Source organism: Microbacterium sp. Nx66 (assembly GCF_904066215.1).
Classification (GTDB): Bacteria; Actinomycetota; Actinomycetes; order Actinomycetales; family Microbacteriaceae; genus Microbacterium; species Microbacterium meiriae.
The window spans coordinates 2,244,487-2,263,725 of the sequence record NZ_LR880474.1 but is presented as its reverse complement, the minus strand read 5'-3'; the positions used below and the strand labels follow the sequence as shown (position 1 = coordinate 2,263,725).

Annotated in this window: 16 protein-coding genes and 1 riboswitch; all 16 genes read left to right on the top strand. The window is 71.3% G+C overall.

What is annotated here, in order from left to right:
- Window positions 1–198 precede the first annotated feature (198 nt).
- The 16 genes from MICNX66_RS10770 (at window position 199) to argH (ending at window position 19,217) form a co-directional block, all read left to right on the top strand.
- On the top strand, window positions 199–945 hold the full coding sequence (locus tag MICNX66_RS10770; protein ID WP_060922536.1) for an amino acid ABC transporter ATP-binding protein: 747 nt from the start codon (window positions 199–201) through the stop codon (window positions 943–945).
- Window positions 946–991: 46 nt separating this feature from the next.
- Window positions 992–1,906, top strand: a complete 915-nt coding sequence (locus MICNX66_RS10765) for a glutamate ABC transporter substrate-binding protein (RefSeq protein ID WP_187661877.1) — start codon at window positions 992–994, stop codon at window positions 1,904–1,906.
- Between the two features lie 84 nt (window positions 1,907–1,990).
- Entirely contained in the window at window positions 1,991–2,638 is a 648-nt protein-coding gene (locus MICNX66_RS10760) for an amino acid ABC transporter permease (protein WP_062636670.1), read from the top strand.
- A complete protein-coding gene (locus MICNX66_RS10755) occupies window positions 2,635–3,561 on the top strand; it encodes an amino acid ABC transporter permease (RefSeq protein WP_187661876.1) in 927 nt (308 codons plus the stop codon). Before MICNX66_RS10760 ends, MICNX66_RS10755 begins: the two co-directional genes overlap by 4 nt.
- A 49-nt stretch (window positions 3,562–3,610) precedes the next feature.
- Window positions 3,611–4,651, top strand: a complete 1,041-nt coding sequence (pheS, locus tag MICNX66_RS10750; protein WP_187661875.1) for a phenylalanine--tRNA ligase subunit alpha — start codon at window positions 3,611–3,613, stop codon at window positions 4,649–4,651.
- The gene (pheT, locus tag MICNX66_RS10745; RefSeq protein ID WP_187661874.1) at window positions 4,651–7,197 is read left to right on the top strand and encodes a phenylalanine--tRNA ligase subunit beta; all 2,547 of its coding nucleotides are present in this window, start codon (window positions 4,651–4,653) and stop codon (window positions 7,195–7,197) included. The genes pheS and pheT overlap by 1 nt, the downstream gene beginning before the upstream one ends.
- A 58-nt stretch (window positions 7,198–7,255) precedes the next feature.
- The gene (locus tag MICNX66_RS10740; protein ID WP_187661873.1) at window positions 7,256–7,975 is read left to right on the top strand and encodes a DUF402 domain-containing protein; all 720 of its coding nucleotides are present in this window, start codon (window positions 7,256–7,258) and stop codon (window positions 7,973–7,975) included.
- 225 nt (window positions 7,976–8,200) lie between these two features.
- Window positions 8,201–9,172 carry an NAD-dependent epimerase/dehydratase family protein gene (locus MICNX66_RS10735; RefSeq protein ID WP_187661872.1) on the top strand — a complete coding sequence of 324 codons (972 nt, stop codon included), beginning with the start codon at window positions 8,201–8,203 and terminating at the stop codon, window positions 9,170–9,172.
- Between the two features lie 7 nt (window positions 9,173–9,179).
- A riboswitch (TPP riboswitch) is annotated at window positions 9,180–9,273 on the top strand.
- Window positions 9,265–10,113: a hydroxyethylthiazole kinase gene (thiM, locus tag MICNX66_RS10730; RefSeq protein WP_187661871.1), complete on the top strand. Its 849-nt coding sequence runs from the start codon at window positions 9,265–9,267 to the stop codon at window positions 10,111–10,113. Its footprint overlaps the riboswitch before it by 9 nt.
- A complete protein-coding gene (locus tag MICNX66_RS10725; RefSeq protein WP_187661870.1) occupies window positions 10,110–12,257 on the top strand; it encodes a bifunctional hydroxymethylpyrimidine kinase/phosphomethylpyrimidine kinase in 2,148 nt (715 codons plus the stop codon). Before thiM ends, MICNX66_RS10725 begins: the two co-directional genes overlap by 4 nt.
- A gap of 239 nt (window positions 12,258–12,496) precedes the next feature.
- The gene (argC, locus tag MICNX66_RS10720) at window positions 12,497–13,594 is read left to right on the top strand and encodes an N-acetyl-gamma-glutamyl-phosphate reductase (protein ID WP_187661869.1); all 1,098 of its coding nucleotides are present in this window, start codon (window positions 12,497–12,499) and stop codon (window positions 13,592–13,594) included.
- Window positions 13,591–14,748 carry a bifunctional glutamate N-acetyltransferase/amino-acid acetyltransferase ArgJ gene (argJ, locus tag MICNX66_RS10715; protein WP_187661868.1) on the top strand — a complete coding sequence of 386 codons (1,158 nt, stop codon included), beginning with the start codon at window positions 13,591–13,593 and terminating at the stop codon, window positions 14,746–14,748. The genes argC and argJ overlap by 4 nt, the downstream gene beginning before the upstream one ends.
- On the top strand, window positions 14,745–15,662 hold the full coding sequence (argB, locus tag MICNX66_RS10710; RefSeq protein WP_187661867.1) for an acetylglutamate kinase: 918 nt from the start codon (window positions 14,745–14,747) through the stop codon (window positions 15,660–15,662). The genes argJ and argB overlap by 4 nt, the downstream gene beginning before the upstream one ends.
- Window positions 15,659–16,864 carry an acetylornithine transaminase gene (locus tag MICNX66_RS10705; protein ID WP_187661866.1) on the top strand — a complete coding sequence of 402 codons (1,206 nt, stop codon included), beginning with the start codon at window positions 15,659–15,661 and terminating at the stop codon, window positions 16,862–16,864. Before argB ends, MICNX66_RS10705 begins: the two co-directional genes overlap by 4 nt.
- Window positions 16,861–17,790: an ornithine carbamoyltransferase gene (gene argF / locus MICNX66_RS10700; RefSeq protein ID WP_187661865.1), complete on the top strand. Its 930-nt coding sequence runs from the start codon at window positions 16,861–16,863 to the stop codon at window positions 17,788–17,790. The genes MICNX66_RS10705 and argF overlap by 4 nt, the downstream gene beginning before the upstream one ends.
- Window positions 17,790–19,217, top strand: coding sequence for an argininosuccinate lyase (gene argH, locus MICNX66_RS10695; RefSeq protein ID WP_187661864.1), 1,428 nt, complete (start codon window positions 17,790–17,792; stop codon window positions 19,215–19,217). Before argF ends, argH begins: the two co-directional genes overlap by 1 nt.
- Window positions 19,218–19,239: the final 22 nt, after the last annotated feature.

Here is a 19,239-nt window from a genome sequence, read left to right as displayed (position 1 = left end):
GTCGATCGCACACGATCGGACACCTGCTGCCTGCTGTCGCTGGGAGCGTGGCAGCAGGGCGATCCCGCGGCCCGAGGGGGCGGGCCGTGGGGTGCCTCTGCGAGGATGCATTGGCGCCGCGATCAGGTGATTACGAACGTGTAAACCTCACCGTGGTGCCTGGAACCGCGCGCATCGCGTGGCTAGTTTGGAGAAATGATGACCTCTGAAACCCCGCTCGTCGTCGTCGAGAACGTCCAGAAGCACTACGGCGAGTTCCAGGCGCTCAGCGACATCGACCTCACCGTCAACGCGGGGGAGGTCGTCGTCGTGATCGGCCCCTCCGGCTCGGGCAAGTCGACGCTCTGCCGCACGATCAACCGCCTGGAGACCATCACCAGCGGCTCGATCCGCATCGACGGCAAGGAGCTGCCCGCGGAGGGCAAGGCTCTCGCGCACCTGCGGGCCGACGTCGGCATGGTCTTCCAGTCCTTCAACCTCTTCGCGCACCTCACGATCCTCGAGAACGTGACGCTCGGCCCGATCAAGGTCCGCGGACTCAAGAAGTCCGACGCCGAGGCGGAGGCCATGATGCTCCTCAAGCGCGTCGGCGTCGCGCAGCAGGCGAACAAGCTCCCCGCACAGCTCTCCGGCGGCCAGCAGCAGCGCGTCGCGATCGCACGGGCCCTGGCCATGCAGCCGAAGGTCATGCTCTTCGACGAGCCCACGAGCGCGCTCGACCCCGAGATGATCAACGAGGTCCTCGACGTCATGGTCGAGCTCGCCCAGGAGGGCATGACGATGATCGTCGTCACCCACGAGATGGGCTTCGCCCGCAAGGCGGCCGACCGCGTCGTCTTCATGGCGGACGGCCGGATCGTCGAGGAGGCCACGCCCGAGGAGTTCTTCACGAACCCGAAGAGCGACCGCGCCAAGGACTTCCTCTCGAAGCTCCTCACGCACTGACTTCCCAGACCCAGCACCCACAGCACAGCACACGAAGGAGACGCACATGCGACGCACACGGACACTGGCCGGATTCGGGATCGCCACGGTGGCGCTGCTCGCGCTCACGGCCTGCAACAGCGGCACGCCGTCGAGCACCGGCACGTCGGGCAGCGACGAGGGCGACGCCTCGAGCAGCACGCCCTGGACCATCGAGGAGGACGTCACGATCGAGGGGAGCCCCACGTTCGACCGCATCTCCTCGTCGGGCACCGTCAAGGTGGGCGTCAAGGAGGACCAGCCCGGTCTCGGATACCTCGACCCCGTGACGGGCGAGCGCACCGGCTTCGACGTCGACATCGCCCGCTGGATGGCGGCATCCCTCGGTGTCGACCCGGAGAAGATCGAGTTCCAGGCGATCGCCTCCGCGAACCGCGAGCAGGCCATCGTCAACGGCGACATCGACTACTACGTCGGCACCTACTCGATCACGGACAAGCGCAAGGAGCAGATCGCCTTCGCCGGTCCCTACTTCGTCACCGGCCAGGGCCTCCTCGTCGCGGCCGACAGCGACATCGCGAGCGTCGACGACCTCGACTCCTCCACGACGGTCTGCTCGGCGACGGGTTCGACGCCGATCCAGAACATCAAGGAGAACTACCCCGAGGTGAAGACGAAGGAGTACGACACGTACTCCAAGTGCGTCGAGGACCTCAAGAACGGCCAGGTCGACGCCGTCACGACCGACGAGGCGATCCTCATCGGCTACGCGGCCCAGGACCCCGACAACCTCAAGGTCGTCGGCGAGCCGTTCAGCGAGGAGCGCTACGGCATCGGTGTGGCGAAGGGCGACGACGCGCTCGTCGAGTACTTCAACACCCAGCTCACCGACGGTGGTGACATCTGGCAGCAGATCTTCGACAACAACCTCGGCGCCTCCGGTGTGAAGGCCGAGCAGCCCGAGGTCGACCCGGTCGGTTGATCTCGCGGGGGCGGTCGGTCCGACCGGCCGCCCCCGTCCTCCTCGGCGTCGACCTGACGCGGAAACGAACCGAAAGGCACAGCAGTGGGAGTGATCTCGGACCACCTCGACCTCTGGGGTGAAGCGCTGTGGGGAACCATCGCGCTGTTCCTCGGCGGTGGCCTCATCGCCGTGGTGCTCGGACTCATCGTCGGAGCGGCCCGCGTGTCCCCGGTCCCGATCGCGCGCGGCGTCGGCGCCGTGTACGTGAACTGGATCCGGAACACCCCGCTCACGCTGGTGATGTTCTTCTTCGCGTTCTGCCTTCCGATCCTGCTCGGGGAGCGGGTCAACTCCCTGCTGCTCGCCACGATCGCGCTCGGCATCTACACCGCCACCTACGTCGCTGAGGCGATCCGCGCCGGCATCAACACGGTGCCGGTCGGACAGGCGGAGGCGGCACGGGCCATCGGCCTCAACTTCGGCCAGGTCATGCGCTTCGTCGTGCTGCCCCAGGCCACGCGGTCCGTGGTCCCGCCGCTCATGAGCGTGCTCATCGCCCTCATGAAGAACACCACGGTGGCCGCCGGCTTCTCGGTGGTCAACCTCGGTACGATCCGAGCGGCACTCAGCGAGCGGGGCGAGAACGCCCTCGTCGTGCTGCTCTGGGTCATGGTCATCTTCGTCGTGCTCGTGCTGCTCCTGAGCTGGGTGCAGCGCGTACTCGAGAACAAGTGGAGGATCGCGCGATGAGTTCCGTCCTGTTCGACGTCCCCGGGCCTCGCGCCGTCGCCCGCAACCGGATCATCGGCGCCGTCACGATCCTCGTCGTCCTCGCCGTGCTCGGCTGGGTGGTCTGGCGCCTGTACGCCACCGGCCAGTTCTCCGCGGAGAAGTGGAACATCTTCACGTACTCGGCGGTCTGGGTGCGCTTCGGGGAGGGGCTGCTCAGCACGCTCTCCGCCTTCGCGGTCGCCGGTGTCGGTTCGATCGTGCTGGGCTTCGTCCTCGGCATCGGCCGCCTCTCCGAGCACGCCTGGGTGCGGGAACCGGTGCGGTGGATCATCGAGATCATGCGGGCGATCCCCGTCCTGATCCTCATGATGCTGCTGTACTACGGCCTCCCGGTGATCGGTATCCGGATGCCCCCGTACTACGCGGTCGTCATCGCGCTCATCGTCTACAACGGCTCCGTGCTGGCGGAGGTGCTCCGCGCCGGGATCGAGTCGCTGCCGCGCGGGCAGAAGGAAGCCGGCTACGCGATCGGCCTGCGCAAGACGGGGGTCATGTACTTCATCCTCATCCCGCAGGCCGTCCGGGCGATGATGCCCGTGATCATCGCGCAGCTCGTGGTGGCCCTGAAGGACACCGCGCTCGGCTTCATCATCACGTACCAGGAGCTGCTCTACGTCATCAACCAGATCGGCAACCAGGCGCCCTACGGGTCGCCGCTGATCCCCGCCGCGATGGTCGGCGGCTCGATGTACGTCGCGGTCTGTCTCGTGCTCTCCTACGTCGCCTACCGCCTGCAGCGCCGGGCCAAGCGCTCGGCCAAGGCCGGTCCCGTGGAGCCGGACCCCCGCCAGCACGACGGCGAGACGAACACGTCGCTCATCGTGATGCAGCGGGGTCTCGGTAAGCACGACAGCAACAACTCCGGCGGACTGGCGGTGTGAGCCACGACCGGCGCGGGACGCCTGTCCCGCGCCGGTAGACTCGACTCCCGTGTCAGAGTCTCCGGAAATCACCCCCGAAGCGGTCGAAGCCGCTGTCGCCGACGCCCTCGCGGCGATCGAGGCGGCCGCCGACACCGCCGCGCTGAAAGCCGCCCGTGCGGCGCACGTCGCGGAGGGATCGCCGCTCGCGGTCCTGAACGCCTCGATGCGCCAGGTCGCCCCCGAGAACAAGGCCGCGTTCGGCAAGCTCGTCGGTCAGGGCCGCGGTCGTGTGAACCAGGCGCTCGCGGCGAAGGAGGCCGAGCTGGCCGCCGCCGAGGTCGCCGCGCGCCTGGAGGCCGAGCGCGTCGACATCACCGCCGTCCCGTCGCGGACGCGCGTGGGCGCCCGCCACCCGCTGGCCCTCCTGCAGGACCACGTCGAGGACATCTTCGTCGGCATGGGATGGGAGATCGCGGAGGGGCCGGAGCTCGAGCACGAGTGGTTCAACTTCGACGCCCTGAACTTCGACGTCGATCACCCCGCCCGTCAGGAGCAGGACACCTTCTACGTCGACCCGACGTCGCGCCACCTCGTCATGCGTACGCACACGAGCCCCGTGCAGGTTCGATCCATGCTCGACCGCGAGGTCCCCATCTACGTGCTGTGCCCGGGCCGCGTGTACCGCACCGACGAGTTCGACGCCACGCACCTCCCGGTCTTCACGCAGTTCGAGGGCCTGGTCGTCGACAAGGGCATCACGATGGGGCACCTCAAGGGCACGCTCGACCACTTCGCGAAGCAGCTCTTCGGCCCGGAGGCCAAGACCCGCTTCCGCACGAACTACTTCCCCTTCACCGAGCCCTCCGCCGAGCTCGACCTGTGGCACCCGACCTTCAAGGGTGGCGCGCGCTGGATCGAGTGGGGCGGCTGCGGCATGGTCAACCCGAACGTGCTGCGCGCGGCCGGGATCGACCCGGAGGTGTACAGCGGCTTCGCGTTCGGCATGGGCATCGAGCGGGGCCTGATGTTCCGCAGCGATGTGCAGGACATGCGCGACATGGCCGAGGGCGATGTCCGTTTCAGCGAGCAGTTCGGGATGGTGGTGTGATGCGCGTCCCGCTTTCGTGGCTGCGTGAGTACGTCGATCTGGCAGCGGATGCCACGCCCGAGGACGTCCTCGCGGCACTGGTGACCGTCGGCTTCGAAGAGGAGGACGTGCACCGGTTCGACATCACGGGTCCCGTGGTGGTCGGCCAGGTCGTCTCCCTCGAGCCGGAACCCCAGTCGAACGGCAAGACGATCAACTGGTGCCAGGTGGACGTCGGCCCCGAGCACGGCGGCGTCCGTGGGATCGTCTGCGGCGCGCACAACTTCGTCGTCGGAGACAAGGTCGTCGTGACCCTGCCCGGCGCTGTCCTCCCGGGCCCGTTCCCCATCGCCGCCCGCAAGACCTACGGCCACGTGTCCGACGGCATGATCGCCTCGGCGCGCGAGCTGGGGCTCGGCGACGAGCACAACGGCATCGTCGTGCTGAGCGACCTCGGTATCGATGCGCCCGTGGGCACGGACGCGATCGCGCTGCTGGGCCTCGACGACGTCGCGGTGGAGATCAACGTCACGCCGGACCGCGGCTACGCGTTCTCGGTGCGCGGTGTCGCCCGGGAGTACGCGCACGCCACGGGGGCGGCCTTCCGCGACCCCGCCGAGCGCGATTTCGCCGAGCTGCAGCCCGGTTCCGGGCACACGGCCGTGGTCGACGACCAGGCACCGGTGCGGGGCAAGGTCGGCGCCAGCGAGTTCGTCACCCGGGTCGTGCGCGACGTCGATCCGTCTCGGCCGACTCCGCCGTGGATGATCGCGCGCCTGAGCCTCGCCGGCATGCGTTCGCTGGGTGTGCTCATCGACATCACGAACTACGTCATGCTCGAGCTCGGGCAGCCGCTGCACGGCTACGACCTGGACAAGCTCACGGGCGGCATCACCGTCCGGCGCGCGACGCCGGGGGAGAAGATGACCACGCTCGACGGCGTGGAGCGGAAGCTGCACGTCGAAGACCTCCTCATCACCGACGACTCCGGTCCCATCGGCCTCGCCGGCGTCATGGGCGGCGGCACCACCGAGATGAGCGACACCACGCGGAACGTCCTCATCGAGGCGGCGACCTTCGACGCGACGACCATCGCCCGCACGGCCCGTCGGCACAAGCTCCCGAGCGAGGCGTCCAAGCGCTTCGAGCGCGGCGTCGACCCGCTGATCCCCTTCGTCGCGGCCCGCCGCGCAGCAGACCTCATGGTCGAGCTCGCCGGCGGCACGCTCACGGAGGAGGGCGGAGCGCTCTTCGCCGAGGTCTTCGTCGCCGAGATCGAGCTCCCGCGCGGCTTCGTGCAGGGGCTGATCGGCGTCGACTACACCGACGACGAGATCACCGGCGCGCTGACGACGATCGGGGCCGAGGTCAGCCCTTCGACAGGCTCAGGGACCCAGGCCGAAGGCTCAGGGACCCAGGGTGACTCCGGGTGGACGGTCATCCCGCCGACCTGGCGCCCCGACCTCACCGACAAGTGGACACTCGCCGAGGAGGTCGCCCGCATCCACGGGCTCGACCGCATCCCCTCCGTGCTGCCGACGCCGCCGTCCGGCCGCGGTCTCACGGCACATCAGCAGGGGCGTCGCCGCGTGGTGAACGCTCTCGCCGCCGCAGGATTCGTCGAGACCCCGGCGTTCCCGTTCACGACCGAGGCGCAGAACGATCTGCACGGCTCCGCGTCCGGTGAGCACCTGCCCAGCATCCGCCTCGCGAACCCGCTCGACGGGCAGGTGCCGTTCCTACGGCGCTCACTCATCCCCGGTCTGCTGCAGACCGCGCACCGCAACATCTCGCGCGGGCTCACCGACCTCGCGCTGTTCGAGACGGGCGCCGTGTTCGTCCCGGAGCCGGGCGTGGAGTACGGCACCGCCGAGGTCCCGCCGCTCGGCGTCCGGCCGTCGGATGAGGTGCTCGCCGCGCTCGACGCCTCCATCCCGCCGCAGGAGCGCCACGTCGCGGTGCTGCTGACCGGCAACGTGTCGCCGCGCCAGCCGGGTCGTGCCGCCGAGGCCGCCGGGCTCGTCGAGGCGCTCGACGCGGTTCGCGTGATCGGGGCCGCGGCGGGCATCGAGCTCGACGTCGTGCAGACGCAGCGCGCCGCGCTCCACCCCGGACGCACCGGTGCGCTCGTCGCCGCCGGCGAGGAGGTCGGCTACGTCGGCGAGCTGCATCCCGCCGTCGCCGAGGAGGCTGACCTGCCGGGTCGCGCCACCGTGCTGGAGCTCGACCTCGACCGGCTGCTCACGCTCGCCGGCGGACGCATCGTGGCGGCATCGCTCTCCACGTTCCCGGCCGCGACGCAGGACGTCTCGCTCACGCTCCCGGCCGAGGTGCCGGCGGGCGAGGTCCGCGCGGCTCTCGCGGAGGGCGCGGGTGCACTGCTGGAGTCCGTCCGGCTCGTGGACGACTACCGCGGCGAGGGCGTGCCCGAGGGATCGAAGTCGCTGACGTTCGCCCTGCGCTTCCGCGCCGACGACCGCACGCTGACCGCCGCGGAGGCCTCCGCGGCGAAGATGGCGGGCGTCGCCGTGGCCGCGGAGCGCTTCGGCGCCGCCCTCCGCGACTGACCGGGAGAGCGCACGGCCCCTTCCGGGGAGCCGTGCGCTCTCGCGATAGCGTGGCCGGATGACGAGCCTCCTCCTGCAGCCCACGCCACCCTCGGTCCCCGCCGGAGCGCGATCGCTCGGGGAGGGGCCGTTCCTCTCGCCGGGTGCGCAGCTCGACTGGCACTACCGCAAGCCGGGGTGGACCACGGGGGAGGCAGCGACCGTCACCCCCATGCGCGTCGTCCGTGACGATGAGCGCGGTCTCGTCGCGTGGCTTGCCGCCGGGACGCAGCAGGAAGGCCAGGGCACGCGGGACGGGGAGCGCATCCGGACCGTCCCGCTCGATCGGCGGTGGCGGGAGCCCCGGCGCCGGATCGTCGAGGAGTGGTGGGGCAACGGCATCCTGCGCATCGCGCCCGCGGGGGTGCCGTGGTCGGTCTGGCTGTTCTGGAGCGCGGCCACCGGGACGACGTGGGACTTCGCCGGCTGGTACGTCAACCTCGAGAACGCGCACCTGCGCACCGACAGTGCCACCTACACCTCCGATCACGTCCTCGACGTCGAGATCGCACAGGACGGGCGCGTGGCGATGAAGGACGAGGACGAGCTGGTCGCCGCCGTCGACCAGGGGCGGCTGACCGCCGCGCAGGCGGCGCAGATCGAGCGGCACGCGGTCGCGGCCATCGCGTCTTTCCATGCCGGCGACTGGCCGTTCGATCGGGAGTGGATCGACTGGCGACCGGACCCGTCCTGGAGCATCCCGGTGTTGGACGGCCTCGACGAGATCGTCGTCCCCTAACCGCTTCGGGGCCGCCCTCCGCGACGGCGCCGAGGCCGCGCGGGATCAGGCGTTCGCGCGGCATCAGGCGACAGCAGTGCCGGTGGCCTGTGTTCGCGTGATGGCCTGTGCTCGCGTGGTGGGCTGCGCTCGCGTGACGCCTGTACTCGCGTGACGGCCTGTCCTGCCGCTCCGCTCTGAGCGGAGGCCCTTCCCCCGAGTCGTCGATCCTGATGACATGGGCACATGACGGATGTGCTGATCCTCGGGGGAACCGGATGGCTGTCGGGGCGCATCGCCGCGCACGCACTCGGGGCGGGAGCGACGGTGACCTGCCTGGCCCGCGGCGGTCGGCCGGCACCGCCGGGAGCGACCCTCGTTCTCGCGGACCGCGATGAGGAGGCCGCCTACGACGTGGTGTCGCGCACGGACTGGGACCACGTCGTCGACGTCTCCTCCCGCGCCGATCATGTCTCCGGGGCGGTCCGTGCGCTTGGCGACCGTGCCGCTCGGTGGACGTACATCTCGTCGATGTCGGTGTACCGCGACGACGAGACGGTCGGGACCGACGAGTCGGCATCGCGGCACCCGGCGGCGCAGGCCGGTGAGGACGACGACTACGCGCGACAGAAGGTCGCGGCGGAGGATGCCGTGCAGGCGGGCGTCGGCGATCGCGCACTCCTCGTCCGGCCCGGCCTCATCGTCGGCGACGGTGACCCGAGCGATCGCTTCGGCTACTGGGCGGCGGCGTTCCTCCGTGCCCTGGATGAACCGGTGCTGCTTCCCCCGCTCGAAGGGCGCACGACGCAGGTCATCGACGTCGAGGACGTCGCTGCGTTCGTCGTGTCCGCCACCGTCACCGGTGCCGTGAACGCGATCGGCGACGTGCGCGACCTGGAGGACGTGCTCCGGACGGTGCGCGCGGCCGCGGGGCACGCTGGGCCGGTCGTCGTCGGCACGGAGGAGCGCCTCGTCGCCGAAGGCGTTGCGTACTGGGCGGGGCCGCGCTCGCTGCCGCTGTGGCTGCCGCCCGAGATGCGCGGATTCATGACCCGCTCGAATGCGCGGTACCGGCGCAGCGGGGGCCCGCTCCGCCCCCTCGACGAGACGGTGGAGCATGTCGTAGCGGACGAGCGCGAACGGGGCGTGGACCGGGAGCGCCGCGCCGGACTCACGCGGACGGAGGAGCGGGCGCTGCTCGACGCCCTCGCTCGCTAGACTGCGAGGCAGTGACACGGGGTGCCGCATCCGCGGCTGAGATCACACCCGTCGAACCTGATCTAGTTCGTACTAGCGAAGGGATGTCGCCGATGAGCGATCCTGTGCGTCCGCAATCCGTCCTCGACCTCGCCGTCACGGCGGGAAGGCTGCGGAAGGAGGTCCGGGCCACGCCGCCGTTGACGCACTGCATCACGAACGCCGTCGTGACGGGGTTCACCGCCAACGTGCTGCTGGCGCTCGGGGCGGCGCCGGCCATGGTCGACATCGTCGGCGAGGCCGAGCCGTTCGCCGCTGCCGCCTCGGGGCTTCTCATCAACCTCGGGACGCCGACCCCGGAGCAGCGGGCGGCGAGCAGGGAGGCCGTGGCGGGAGCGCTCGCCGCCGGCACGCCGTGGGTACTCGATCCCGTTGCGATCGGCACCCTCCCGGTGCGGACGGCGCTCGCGCACGAGCTCGCCGCGCTGCGCCCCACCGCCATCCGCGGCAACGCGTCGGAGATCCTCGCGCTGGCCGGACACAGCAGTGGCGGCCGCGGTGTCGACGCGACGGACGGGACCGAGGCGGCTGCTGCGGCGGCCCGCGAGCTCGCCCACCGGTACGGTTCCCTGGTCGCCGTCTCGGGCCCGGTCGACCTCCTCACCGACGGGGAGCGGGTGATCCGCATCGCCAACGGGCATGAGCTCCTCACACGGGTGACCGGCGGCGGGTGTGCCCTGGGCGCGGTGATGGCGGCGTTCCTCGGGGTGGCCCGTGGCTCCGCGACAGATGCGCTGACGGCGGTGGCCGCGGCGACCCTCGTCTACACGGTCGCAGCCGAGCAGGCAGCGGAGATCTCCCGCGGACCGGGCAGCTTCGCCGTCGCACTGCTCGACGCCCTGTCCGCCGTGACTCCGGCGGACCTCCGCGCCCGCGCCCGCGTCGAGGAGGAGGCCCGATGACCGTCGACCTGTCCCTGTACCTCGTCACCGATCGGGCGCTGTGCGGCGCACGCGGGGTGGTCGCGACCGTGCGAGAGGCCGTCGCCGGCGGCGTCCGCATCGTGCAGCTGCGCGACAAGGAGGCGACGGACGAGGAGACCGTCGTGCAGCTCCTCGCCCTGTCCGCGGCCATCGACGGTCGCGCGCTGCTCGTTGTGAACGATCGCCTCGATGCGGCCGTCGAGGCCCGTCGTCGCGGTGCCAGGGTGGACGGGGTGCACCTCGGCCAGGCGGATGCCTCGGTGCTCCGCGCGCGCGAGCTTCTCGGCCCGGAGGCGTTGATCGGGCTCACGGCGAACACCTCCGCGCACCTCGACGAGGTCGCCGCCCTGCCGCCGGGCACGGTGGACTACCTCGGGGTCGGCGTCATCCGCCCCACGCGCACGAAGCCCGACCATCCGGCGCCGCTCGGCATCGACGGCTTCGCCGCATTCGTGGCGCGCAGTCCGCTGCCGTGCGTCGCGATCGGTGGGGTGGACCTGGAGGACGCGGCGGCGTTGCGTGAGGCCGGCGCGTCCGGCATCGCGGTGGTCTCGGCGCTGTGCGCGGCAGAGGACCCCCGGGCCGCCGCCGCGGCCTTCCGGCGACACTGGTTCGCACGGGCGGTGCCGCACGTGCTCAGCATCGCCGGCAGCGATCCGTCCGGAGGTGCGGGCATCCAGGCCGATCTCAAGGCGATCGCCGCGAACGGGGGCTACGGCATGGCAGCCCTCACAGCCCTGACCGCGCAGAACACGCAGGGCGTCCGCGCCGTGCATGTCCCTCCCGCGGAGTTCCTGCGGGCGCAGCTCGACGCTGTCGCCGACGACATCCGCATCGACGCCGTGAAGATCGGCATGCTCGCGGACGGGGAGGTGATCCGCACGGTCGCCGCCTGGCTCCGGACGACGCAGCCCCCGATCGTCGTGCTGGACCCCGTCATGATCGCCACCTCGGGAGACCGACTGCTCGATCCCGACGCAGAGCGCGAGCTGCGGGGCCTGCTCTCCCTGGCGACCGTGGTCACCCCGAACCTCGCCGAACTCGCCGTCCTCGCGGGGCGCGAGGTGGCGGGCTGGGCGGACGCGCTCGCCGCGGCGCAGGAGCTGTCGGCCGATACGGGGACCGCGGTGCTGGTGAAGGGTGGGCATCTGCCCGGGGACGAGGCACCGGACGCCCTGATCGACACGGCAGCCGGTACGCACGTGGAGTTCCCCGGGGCGCGCATCATGACGGAGAACACCCACGGCACCGGCTGCTCGCTGTCCGCGGCTCTGGCCACACGACTGGCGCGGGGCGACGATCCCGCGACCGCGGTCCGCGCCGCGCGCGCCTGGTTGCGGGAGTCCCTCCGCGCGGCGGACGACCTGGAGATCGGGCGAGGACACGGCCCGATCCATCCCTTCGCGGGACTCTGGGCACGCGGCGGGGTCGAGACCCGGTCGACGCCGGAGGAGGTGGCCGTGGCCTGGTGGGATGAGACTGCCGCGATCCGCCGCGACATCGATGCGCTGCCCTTTGTGCGTGCGCTCGCCGACGGGACGCTCGACCGCGATGCCTTCGTCTTCTACCTCGCGCAGGACGCCCTGTACCTTCGCGAGTACGCCAGGGTGCTCGCGGAGGCGTCGCGCCTCGCCCCGACCCCGGACGAGCAGGCGTTCTGGGCCGAGGCAGCGCACGGCGCGATCCGCGGCGAGCTGGAGCTGCACGCGTCGTGGCTGACACCGGAGACCGGCGTGAGCGGCGCCACCTTCGCCACCGAGCCCGCCCCGGCGACGATCGCCTACCTCGACCACCTGCGCTCGGTCGCGTTCGGCGGCGACTACGCCGCACTGATCGCGGCCGTGCTGCCGTGCTTCTGGCTCTACACCGACCTGGGGGAGCGACTCCATGCCGGAGCGTTCGGCGCGGCGCCCCGCGACCCCCGGCATCCCTACGCGTCGTGGCTCGCGACCTACGCGGATCCGGCCTTCGCGGAGGGCACGCGGCAGGCCGTCGCGCATGTCGCCGCTGCGGCCGCGAGGACCGACGACATCGGCCGGGAACGGATGCGGCGCGCCTTCCTCACCTCGAGCGCACACGAACGCGCCTTCTTCGCCGCACCGGTCGCGCGCGCTGTCGTGTGACGCCCGGGATTTGCGGTGCCGGACGCGCTCGCGCTATCGTCGCCGCATGCCTTCGGTCGCCACCGCTCCTTCGACGCTCGTCCCGAGCGTCATCGCCGTGCGCCGACGTCGCGGCCGCCGATTCTAGGCGACCCCGCCCTTCTGCCTGCGTCCGCGCGGCGGTCGAGTGCCGGTGTCGCCGCCTCCGGCCCCGCCCCCGGTCCCGAGATCGTCGAGGACCCGACCGTTAAGGTAGAAGCATGACGTATTCCGTCGCCGTCTCCGGCGCCTCCGGCTACGCAGGCGGCGAGATCCTGCGCCTCCTGGCCGCACATCCCGACGTCGAGATCCGCACCGTCACGGCGCACTCGAACGCCGGACAGCCCCTCGTCGCCCATCAGCCGCACCTCCGCTCGCTCGCCCACCTCACGCTGCAGGACACCACGCCGGAGATCCTCGCCGGACACGACATCGTGTTCCTCGCCCTCCCGCACGGCCAGTCCGGACAGTACACGGACGCCCTCGGCGACACCCCGCTCGTGATCGACGCCGGGGCCGACCACCGACTCACCTCCTCGACGGAGTGGGACGCCTTCTACGGCGGGGCGTTCCACGAGCCCTGGACGTACGGCGTGCCCGAGCTCCTCGTCGGAGGGGGCAAGCAGCGCGAGGCGCTCCGCGGCGCGACCCGGATCGCCGCACCCGGCTGCAACGCCTCCACGGTGAGCCTCAGCCTGGCCCCCGGTGTCGCGGCCGGCGTGATCGACCCGGGCGACATCGTCTCCGTCCTGGCCGTCGGCCCGTCCGGGGCGGGCAAGAGCCTGAAGACGAACCTCCTCGCCTCCGAGATCCTCGGCTCCGCCAACCCGTATGCGGTGGGCGGCACGCACCGCCACATCCCGGAGATCCGACAGGCGCTCGCCGCCGCCCGCCCTTCGACAGGCTCAGGCCCTTCGACAGGCTCAGGCCCTTCGACAGGCTCAGGGACCCAGGACATCCGGATCTCGTTCACCCCGGTCCTCGTCCCGATGTCGCGCGGCATCCTGGCGACCTCCACGGCGCCGATCGTCGAAGGGGTGAGCGACGCCGAGATCCGCCAGGCGTGGGAGAGCGCCTACGGCGACGAGACCTTCGTGCAGCTGCTCCCGGAGGGCACCTTCCCCCGCACCGCTGATGTTCTCGGGGCGAACACGGCCTTCGTCGGCCTCGCGATCGACCGCGCCGCGAACCGCGTGACGGTGGTCACCGCCGTCGACAACCTCGTCAAGGGCACCGCCGGAGCTGCCGTCCAGTCCATGAACATCGCGCTGGGGCTTCCCGAGACCCGCGCCCTCTCAGTGAACGGAGTCGCCCCGTGAGCGTCACCGCCCCCGCAGGATTCGAGGCGGCCGGAGTCGCCGCCGGACTCAAGTCCACCGGCAAGCCCGATGTCGCCGTCGTCGTCAACCGCGGCCCCCGGAAGGTCGGGGCCGCCGTCTTCACGAGCAACCGCGCCAAGGCCAACCCCATCATCTGGTCCCAGCAGGCCGTCGCGGACCGCGTGGTCGAGGCCGTCGTCCTCAACTCCGGCGGGGCGAACTGCTTCACCGGCAGCTTCGGGTTCCAGACGACCCACCAGACCGCGGAGAAGGCGGCCGAGCTGCTCGGCATCAGCGCGGGCGACGTGCTCGTCTGCTCCACGGGGCTCATCGGGACGGGCGACGAGGTCTTCCGCGAGAAGGTCCTCGCCGGCACCGCGCAGGCGATCACCGAGCTGAGCTCGGACGGCGGGGAGAGCGCCGCGCACGCCATCATGACCACGGACACGGTTGCGAAGACCGCTGTGGTGACCCGCGACGGCTGGACAATCGGCGGCATGGCGAAGGGCGCGGGCATGCTCGCCCCGGGTCTGGCGACGATGCTCGTGGTGCTCACCACCGACGCCGTGCTCGAACCGCTCCAGGCCGACGAGGCGCTGCGTCGGGCGACGGGACGCACGTTCGACCGCCTCGACTCGGACGGCTGCATGTCGACCAACGACCAGGTGACGCTGCTCGCCAACGGCGCCTCCGAGGTCGCCCCCGATCTCGACGACTTCGCCGAGGCGCTCACCACGCTCTGCCAGGAGCTCGCGGTCAAGCTGCAGGGCGACGCGGAGGGCGCGAGCCACGACATCACGATCGAGGTGCAGCACGCCGTCTCCGAGCAGGATGCCGTCGAGGTCGGCCGCTCGGTGGCCCGCAACAACCTGTTCAAGGCCGCCATCTTCGGCAACGACCCGAACTGGGGACGCGTGCTCGCGGCGATCGGCACCACGGCCGCGCAGTTCGACCCGTACGACGTCGACGTGTGGATGAACGGCGTCCGCGTGTGCACCGCCGGTGGCCCGGACCGCCCGCGCGAGGAGGTCGACCTGACGCCGCGAGCGACGCACCTGATGATCGACCTCAAGGTCGGGGAGGCCACCGCCACGGTCCTCACGAACGACCTCACCCACGACTACGTGCACGAGAACAGCGCCTACGCCTCATGACCGACATCCAGGACACCACGCCGGACATCGCGGCCCAGAAGGCGACCACCCTCATCGAGTCGCTGCCGTGGCTGAGGAAGTTCCGCGACCAGATCGTCGTCGTCAAGTACGGCGGCAACGCGATGGTCTCGGACGAGCTGCAGGAGGCCTTCGCCCAGGACATCGCGTACCTCCGCTACGTCGGCGTGCAGCCGGTGGTCGTGCACGGCGGTGGGCCGCAGATCTCCGACATGCTCCAGCGGCTGGAGATCCCCAGCGAGTTCAAGGGCGGGTATCGCGTCACCAACACCGAGGCCATCGGCGTCGTGCGGATGGTGCTCACGGGCCAGGTGAACCCGCAGCTCGTGTCGAAGATCAACTCGCACGGCCCCATCGCCACCGGCCTCAGCGGTGAGGACGCCGGGCTCTTCGGCGGCCGCCGCCGCGGTGTCTTGATCGACGGCGAGGAGGTGGACCTCGGCCGCGTGGGCGACGTGGTCCAGGTCGACCCGACGCCGGTGCTCGATCATCTCGCCGCAGGGCGGATCCCGGTCGTGTCGAGCATCGCGCCCGACCTCGACCACCCGGGGCAGTCGCTCAACGTCAACGCGGATGCCGCGGCTGCTGCGCTCGCCGTGGCCCTCGGTGCGCGCAAGCTCGTCATCCTCACCGACGTGCCGGGGCTGTACGCCGACTGGCCCAACCGGGACTCGCTCGTGTCGCATCTGACGTCGGGCGCGCTCGTGGAGATGCTGCCGCGCCTGGAGTCGGGCATGATCCCGAAGATGCGCGCATGCCTCGATGCGGTCGAGGGTGGCGTCGACGCGGCCGCGATCATCGACGGACGGGTCCCGCACTCGGTGCTCGTCGAACTGTTCACCAGCAAGGGAATCGGGACCGAAGTGGTCCTGGGAGAGAAAGGGGCGACGGCATGACCGTCTGGCAGGACGACGCGGCACGTGATCTCGTGCTCAACGCGGGGGAGCGCCTCGCGCTGCTGACCCGCGGCGAGGGCTCGTACCTGTGGGACGCCGAAGACCGACGCTACCTCGACTTCCTCGCCGGCATCGCGGTGACCTCCCTCGGGCACGCGCACCCGGTGTTCGTCGATGCGGTGTCGCGGCAGGCCGCCACCCTCGCGCACGTCTCCAACTACTTCGCGACCCCGCCGCAGCTCGCGCTCGCGGCCCGGCTCAAGCGCCTCGCCGGCGCGGGGATCGACGGTCGGGTCTTCTTCTCGAACTCGGGTGCCGAGGCCAACGAGGCCGCGTTCAAGCTCGCCCGTCTGCACGGCGGCGCGGAGCGTCCCCGAATCCTGGCGCTGGAGAACGGCTTCCACGGCCGCACGATGGGCTCGCTCGCGCTCACGGCCAAGGAGTCCATGCGCGCGCCGTTCGCTCCGATGCCCGGAGGGGTCGAGCACATCCCGGCCACGATCGACGCGCTGGAGGCCGCGATGGATGACCGGGTCGCCGCCGTCATCGTGGAGCCGATCCAGGGTGAGGCCGGCGTCGTCGAGCTCCCCGAGGGCTACCTCGCCGCCGCGCGCTCGCTGACCCTCGCACACGGAGCCCTGCTCATCGTCGACGAGATCCAGACAGGGGCAGGACGGACCGGCGCCTGGTTCGGGTTCAGCCACGAGGGCATCACGCCCGACGCCATCACGCTCGCGAAGGGCATCGGCGGCGGGTTCCCGATCGGCGCCCTCGTCACCTACGGCGCCGCGAGTGCCCTGTTCACGCCCGGCTCGCACGGCTCCACCTTCGGCGGGAACCCGCTCGCGACGGCCGTGGCGGACGCGGTGCTGGCCGAGATCGAGCGCGCCGACCTCGTCGACAACGCCGCGCGCCGCGGAGCCGAGCTGCGGGAGATCATCCTGGGCATCGACTCCCCGCTGATCGAGGGCGTCCGCGGCCGCGGACTCCTCGTCGGCGTCGCGCTCACCCAGCCCGTGGCGGGTGCGGTGGTCGCCGCCGCCCAGGACCGCGGTCTCATCGTCAACGCCGCCAACCCCGAGACCGTGCGCGTCGCGCCGGCACTCACCATCGGCGACGCGGAGCTGGCGGAGTTCCGCGAGCTGTTCACCGCCGCTCTCTCCGACGTCCACTCCTCCGCCACTGGAAAGGTCCCCGCATGACCCGCCACCTGCTGCGCGACGACGATCTGACGCCCGCCGAGCAGGCGGAGATCCTCGATCTCGCCCTCGAGCTCAAGAAGGACCGCTGGGCGGACAAGAGCCTCGCCGGCCCGCAGACCGTCGCCGTGATCTTCGACAAGTCGTCCACCCGGACGCGCGTCTCGTTCGCCGTGGGCATCGCCGACCTCGGCGGCACCCCGCTCATCATCTCCACCGCGAGCAGCCAGCTCGGCGGGAAGGAGACGCCGTCCGACACGGCGCGCGTCCTCGAGCGCCAGGTCGCCGCGATCGTGTGGCGCACGTACGCGCAATCGGGCCTGGAGGAGATGGCCGCCGGCACCCGGGTCCCCGTGGTCAACGCACTGTCCGACGACTTCCACCCGTGCCAGCTCCTCGCCGACCTGCTGACGATCCGCGAGCACAAGGGCGATCTGAAGGGCCTCACGCTGACGTTCTTCGGCGACGGCCAGAGCAACATGGCGCACTCCTACGCGCTCGCCGGCGTCACGGCGGGCATGCACGTGCGCATCGCCTCTCCGGAGGATTACGCGCCGCGCGCCGACGTGATCGAAGCGGCCGACCGCCGCGCCGGGGAGACCGGCGGATCGATCACGCTCTTCACCGATCCGGTCGAGGCGGCCGCGGGCGCTGACGTCGTCGTCACCGACACCTGGGTATCGATGGGCAAGGAGGAGGAGAAGCTCGCGCGGATCCGCGACCTCGGCGGCTACAAGGTCACGCCGGAGACGATGGAGCTCGCGCACGACGACGCGATCTTCATCCACTGCCTCCCCGCCGACCGCGGCTACGAGGTCGACTCCGCCGTCATCGACGGTCCGCAGAGCGTGGTCTGGGACGAGGCGGAGAACCGTCTGCACGCCCAGAAGGCCCTGCTGGTCTGGCTCCTCGGGAAGAAGGACGCGTGATGGCCGGCTCGCACGAAGGCACCAACGAGGGCGCGCTCTGGGGCGCGCGGTTCGCCACCGGTCCGTCGCCGGAGCTCGTCGAGCTGAGCCGTTCGACGCACTTCGACTGGATCCTCGCGCCGTACGACATCGCGGGTTCCCACGCGCATGCCACGGCGCTGGCCGCGGCGGGGTACCTCGAACCGGATGAGGCCGCCCGCATGCACGAGGGCCTCGACGCCGTAGCGCGCAAGGTCGCCGACGGCACCCTGCAGCCGCTGCCCACCGACGAGGACGTGCACGGTGCGCTCGAGCAGGCGCTGATCGGCGAGCTCGGTCCGGAGCTGGGCGGACGCCTCCGCGCCGGACGCAGCCGGAACGACCAGATCGCCACTCTCGTGCGGATGTACCTGATCGATCACGCCCGGGTGATCGCCCGTGACCTGCTGCGCGTGATCGATGCGCTCGTGGCGCAGGCCGAGGCACACCCCGACGCGATCCTGCCCGGACGCACGCACCTCCAGCACGCGCAGCCGGTGCTGCTCGCCCATCACCTCCAGGCTCACGCGTGGCCGCTGGTGCGCGAGCTCGAACGTCTCGTCGACTGGCGCCGGCGTGCCGGTGTCTCGCCGTACGGCGGGGGAGCGCTGGCGGGATCGACGCTGGGCCTCGACCCCGCCCTCGTGGCGACGGAGCTCGGTCTCGACCGGCCGGCGGAGAACTCCCTCGACGGGACGGCCGCGCGGGACGTCGTCGCGGAGTTCGCGTTCATCGCGGCGATGACGGGCGTCGACCTCTCCCGACTCTCCGAGGAGATCATCCTCTGGAACACCCGCGAGTTCGGCTTCGTCACCCTCGACGACGGCTACTCCACCGGATCCAGCATCATGCCGCAGAAGAAGAACCCGGACATCGCCGAGCTCGCGCGCGGCAAGTCCGGGCGTCTCATCGGCAACCTGTCCGGCCTGCTGGCGACGCTCAAGGGCCTGCCGCTCGCCTACAACCGCGATCTGCAGGAGGACAAGGAGCCGGTCTTCGACTCCGTGCAGACGCTCGAGGTCGTGCTGCCGGCGTTCGCGGGGATGGTCGCGACGCTGCGCTTCCACACGGAGCGCATGGCCGAGCTCGCCCCCCAGGGGTTCTCGCTGGCGACCGACGTCGCCGAGTGGCTGGTGAAGCGGCGGGTGCCGTTCCGCGATGCCCACGAGATCTCCGGAGCACTCGTGCGCGCCTGCGAGGAACAGGGGATCGGGCTGGAGGACGCCTCCGACGAGCTGCTGCGGTCGGTGTCGCCCCACCTCGTCCCCGCGGTGCGCGAGGTGCTCACGATCGAGGGATCCGTCGCGTCGCGCACGGGCGTCGGCGGCACCGCGCCCGAGCGGGTGGCCGAGCAGCGCGCGGAGCTCGTCGCCCGCGCGCAGGCCGCCGCGCACGCGCTCGGCCTGTAGTCGTTCCGGCGGCGACCGCGCC

What these genes read in the sequence shown, in the direction of transcription:
- MICNX66_RS10740 (WP_187661873.1), top strand. Translation starts at nt 7,256, where the DNA reads ATGACGAGCCTCCTCCTGCAGCCCACGCCACCCTCGGTCCCCGCCGGA.
- MICNX66_RS10770 (WP_060922536.1), top strand. Translation starts at nt 199, where the DNA reads ATGACCTCTGAAACCCCGCTCGTCGTCGTCGAGAACGTCCAGAAGCAC.
- MICNX66_RS10735 (WP_187661872.1), top strand. Translation starts at nt 8,201, where the DNA reads ATGACGGATGTGCTGATCCTCGGGGGAACCGGATGGCTGTCGGGGCGC.
- MICNX66_RS10765 (WP_187661877.1), top strand. Translation starts at nt 992, where the DNA reads ATGCGACGCACACGGACACTGGCCGGATTCGGGATCGCCACGGTGGCG.
- MICNX66_RS10725 (WP_187661870.1), top strand. Translation starts at nt 10,110, where the DNA reads ATGACCGTCGACCTGTCCCTGTACCTCGTCACCGATCGGGCGCTGTGC.
- pheT (WP_187661874.1), top strand. Translation starts at nt 4,651, where the DNA reads ATGCGCGTCCCGCTTTCGTGGCTGCGTGAGTACGTCGATCTGGCAGCG.
- argF (WP_187661865.1), top strand. Translation starts at nt 16,861, where the DNA reads ATGACCCGCCACCTGCTGCGCGACGACGATCTGACGCCCGCCGAGCAG.
- MICNX66_RS10705 (WP_187661866.1), top strand. Translation starts at nt 15,659, where the DNA reads ATGACCGTCTGGCAGGACGACGCGGCACGTGATCTCGTGCTCAACGCG.
- argC (WP_187661869.1), top strand. Translation starts at nt 12,497, where the DNA reads ATGACGTATTCCGTCGCCGTCTCCGGCGCCTCCGGCTACGCAGGCGGC.
- argH (WP_187661864.1), top strand. Translation starts at nt 17,790, where the DNA reads ATGGCCGGCTCGCACGAAGGCACCAACGAGGGCGCGCTCTGGGGCGCG.
- argB (WP_187661867.1), top strand. Translation starts at nt 14,745, where the DNA reads ATGACCGACATCCAGGACACCACGCCGGACATCGCGGCCCAGAAGGCG.
- MICNX66_RS10755 (WP_187661876.1), top strand. Translation starts at nt 2,635, where the DNA reads ATGAGTTCCGTCCTGTTCGACGTCCCCGGGCCTCGCGCCGTCGCCCGC.
- thiM (WP_187661871.1), top strand. Translation starts at nt 9,265, where the DNA reads ATGAGCGATCCTGTGCGTCCGCAATCCGTCCTCGACCTCGCCGTCACG.